This is a genomic window from Alistipes sp. 56_sp_Nov_56_25, assembly GCF_001915285.1.
Classification (GTDB): Bacteria; Bacteroidota; Bacteroidia; order Bacteroidales; family Rikenellaceae; genus Alistipes; species Alistipes shahii.
Window position 1 is genome coordinate 49357 of sequence record NZ_MNQF01000009.1, and the last position, 3523, is coordinate 52879.

Consider the following 3523-nt stretch of genomic DNA (forward strand, 5'->3'; position numbering starts at 1 on the left):
GAAATTGAAAGAATTGGTCGATGTAATTGAGACCTCGGTCGAGGCGGCAGACGATAAATCGACCGTTACGCGCGAGTGGCTCGAAAAGTTGATCCGGCGCACTTTGCGGCCAAAGACGGCGACTTCCGTTGAGGAAAAGAAAATAGGCTTTTTCCCGTTGACGGATGAATACCTCGCTACGCATAAATTGTCCGAATCGCGTGTCAAGCATTTCAATGTCTTGGTGCGGACGTTGAAGCGGTATGAGTTGTATCGTAAACTGTCGAACCGACGGTTCGTGCTGGACGTACACACCGTATCTCCGACGACACTTGATGATTTCGGGGCATTTCTGATGAAAGAACCGGAGATTTTCGACGAACATCCGGAGTTGTACGACGAGGTGCCGTATGCCCGGCCGAAGGTGAGGAAGAATCTGCCTGTGAAGCGCGGCCCGTACCTCAATGCTGCGGGAGAAACGGTAATTCCCGGCCGTCCGAAAGAGCGGGGCATGAATTACGTTTCGGATATGTTGATTCGTCTACGGTCGTTTTATGTATGGTTAAATGATAACGGACATACCTACAATGATCCGTTCAAGCAGTACAAGATTGCGGAGATTGTCTACGGTACGCCTATCTATATTACGACCGACGAACGCAAACAGTTGGCCGAAGCGGATATGGGGGATGACAAGCAACTGGAAACGCAACGAGATATTTTTGTTTTCCAATGCATGATCGGCTGCCGGGTGAGCGACCTTTATAAGATGACCTATGCCAATATCATCGGCGATTGCATCGAATATGTTCCCCGCAAGACGCGAGACGACCGAGTGGTGACGGTCTCGGTGCCGCTGATCGGTGCTGCGAAAGAACTGATTCGTAAATACCTCGATGAGAACCGCGGAACATTGTTTCCATTTATTTCGGAGCAAAAATATAATGTCTATATCAAAGCGGCGTTCCGTAAAGCGGGACTGACGCGCATGGTGACGACGATCGACCAGCGGACGCGGCAGAATGTTCAGGTGCCGATCTGCGACCTTGCTTCGTCGCACATGGCGCGCCGGACATTCATCGGGAATGTTTATAAAAGCGTGAAAGACCCTGCGATCGTGGGAGCGATGTCCGGTCATAAGGACGGCAGCCGGGCGTTCGCTCGTTATCGCGATATTGACATGGATATTAAGCGTGATGCAGTAAGCGTGTTGGAGTAAGATTTGTTTTGTCGATAAATTTGTATAAATTTGCGACAGATATATGTGTGTAAATAGATGCAAGTAATAGAGGGTAAGATACTTAATAAGATAAAAAAGTGCGGGCGTGGTAAGCTGTATTCCGCATCCGATTTCGCTGTGTACGGATCGGCCGTATCGGTTGCGAAGGCATTGGAACGGCTTACTCGAAAAGGCGGTTTAGTCCGTATTGCAAGGGGCCTCTATTGCTATCCCAAAATCGACAGAAAGTTCGGACTGGGCATACAATACCCGACCATCAATGAAATCGCTGAAAAGGTAGCCCGGCAGGGCGAAGCCCGGGTTGTTCCGACGGGTATGCACGCATTGAATGTATTGGGATTGTCTGCCCAGGTACCGATGAACTATGTGTTTTATACGGACGGCAATTCCCGGACGGTTAATTTGTTCAACGGTCGCAAATTGCGATTCAAGCGTGTGGCGCTTAAAAATTTGGCCTATCAGAATAAAACGCTGATGCTTGCCGTATTCGCTCTGAAGGAGATCGGTCGGCCGCAGGTGACGGAGGAGCACATCGCCCAACTGAAGACGATATTCGCCCGGATTCCGAAGTCGAGCATTCTGCCCGATCTGCGGTTGGTGCCGGCATGGATTCGTAAAATCATTATGTCGTTCTATGAAGAATAATTTTTGGATGTTTTCCGACGAGCAGAAAAGTATGTTCGTTGCACAGACGAGCGAGCGTGTCGGGCTTCCTCCGCAGGCTGTCGAGAAGGACTGGTGGGTGACGATGACGCTGAAAGCCCTGTTCGAATCGTCGTGCCGGGACTTCATTACCTTCAAGGGCGGTACGTCGTTGAGCAAGGGTTGGCATGTCATAGAACGCTTCTCGGAGGATATCGACATTGCGATCGACAAGTCCTTTTGGGAAATTGCCGGGGACAACAAGTCGCAGCGCGATCGGATTCGGAAACTTTCGCGGGCCTATATCGAGCAGCGGCTCGTTGCGGAAACGCAGGCATTGCTGGAAGGATATGGGGCTTCCGATTTTGAGTTGCGTGCCGTTCCGGCGCAGGACTCCGATACCGATCCGACGCTGGTGCTGCTGCCGTATCGAAGCATTTATGCGAATATCGAGTATGTGGAATCGCAAATCCGGATCGAATTCAGCTGCCGGTCGATGAAAGAACCGCGTGAGCGGATCGAGATTCGTCCGCTGATTGCCGAGGCATATCCCGATGTATTCGGAGAATTGGTGTTCCCGATTTATGCGGTCGTGCCGTCACGGACGTTTTTGGAGAAAGCGTTTTTGCTGCATGAAGAGTTTCAGAAAGAGAATCCGCGCGTCGAGCGAATGACACGTCATCTATACGATTTGGAGCGGCTGATGGATACGGATTTCGGAAAGGCAGCCTTGGCCGATCCGAAAATGTATGTCGAGATTGTCAGGCATCGCAGCATATTCAATACGATTCGCGGAGTCGATTATCGGACGCACCATCCGAGCCGGATCGATTTTATTCCGCCCGAAAAATTGGCGGAGGTATGGCGCAGGGATTATGAGCGGATGCAGGAGTATTTCATCTATGGAGATTCGCTGCCATACGATCGACTGATCGCGCGGATGGCGGAGTTGCGGGATCGGTTTCGGAAAGTTGTAATGGAGGATGATTTTTTCAGCGAATCGTAATTATGAATCCCGAGTATTATTTCCAGAAAGGTCTTCGTCTGATCGTGGCAAGCGCCGTGATTTTTGCTTTGATCGTTTTGTTCAGCGCCATGGTTTCGCGGGGATTTCCGCTTTGGCTGGCGCTTGTTTTGCTTGTCCCCGCAGGACTTGGCGTGACCGGATTTTACTTTTTCAGCGTGGGCAGTTCGGCGGATCTTTCGGAGCGTTTTTTTCGTCGTTTTGGGTGTAGTCAGCCGAGAGGCGAAGAGAAAACAACGACAGAAGGAGTCGGTTCCGAACAGCGGTGTGAAAGAAGCCCGGACGCGATCGTGCCGGAATCCGCCGTTGTTTCTGCCGATCCGGTTCCGGACGATCGGATTCTCGAAAATGCACTCGCCACCGTCTACGAATATACCGATAAGGATTTGGGCGATGCCGTTGACGGGACGAATCGGCAAATTTTGCGACGACGTTTGCTTTATTTGGCATGTATGGCGCCTGTTCCGAATGATGTGCCGCAGGTTCGGCTTCGGCATGATCGGGTGAGCTATGGGGATTTGTGTCACTACGGTTGGAACGTCTGGAATGCTTTTAAGGGCGCGACCAATCGTTTTTATGACCAGACCGAATTGGCGGAATGGCTGAAAGCGAGTTTCGAGTCTTTGGCCAAATATAAT

Annotated in this window: 4 protein-coding genes; all 4 read left to right on the forward strand. The window is 50.9% G+C overall.

The features are described 5' to 3' along the window. The first annotated feature begins 4 nt into the window (after window positions 1-4). Window positions 5-1198 carry a site-specific integrase gene (locus BHV64_RS04575; protein ID WP_288115593.1) on the forward strand — a complete coding sequence of 398 codons (1194 nt, stop codon included), beginning with the start codon at window positions 5-7 and terminating at the stop codon, window positions 1196-1198. A gap of 57 nt (window positions 1199-1255) precedes the next feature. Beyond that, on the forward strand, window positions 1256-1864 hold the full coding sequence (locus BHV64_RS04580; protein WP_044053904.1) for a DUF6088 family protein: 609 nt from the start codon (window positions 1256-1258) through the stop codon (window positions 1862-1864). Beyond that, window positions 1854-2867, forward strand: a complete 1014-nt coding sequence (locus tag BHV64_RS04585; protein WP_288115594.1) for a nucleotidyl transferase AbiEii/AbiGii toxin family protein — start codon at window positions 1854-1856, stop codon at window positions 2865-2867. Before BHV64_RS04580 ends, BHV64_RS04585 begins: the two co-directional genes overlap by 11 nt. A 2-nt stretch (window positions 2868-2869) precedes the next feature. Continuing rightward, window positions 2870-3523, forward strand: a 654-nt coding sequence (locus tag BHV64_RS04590) for a hypothetical protein (protein ID WP_288115595.1), incomplete at its 3' end; no start/stop codon positions are given.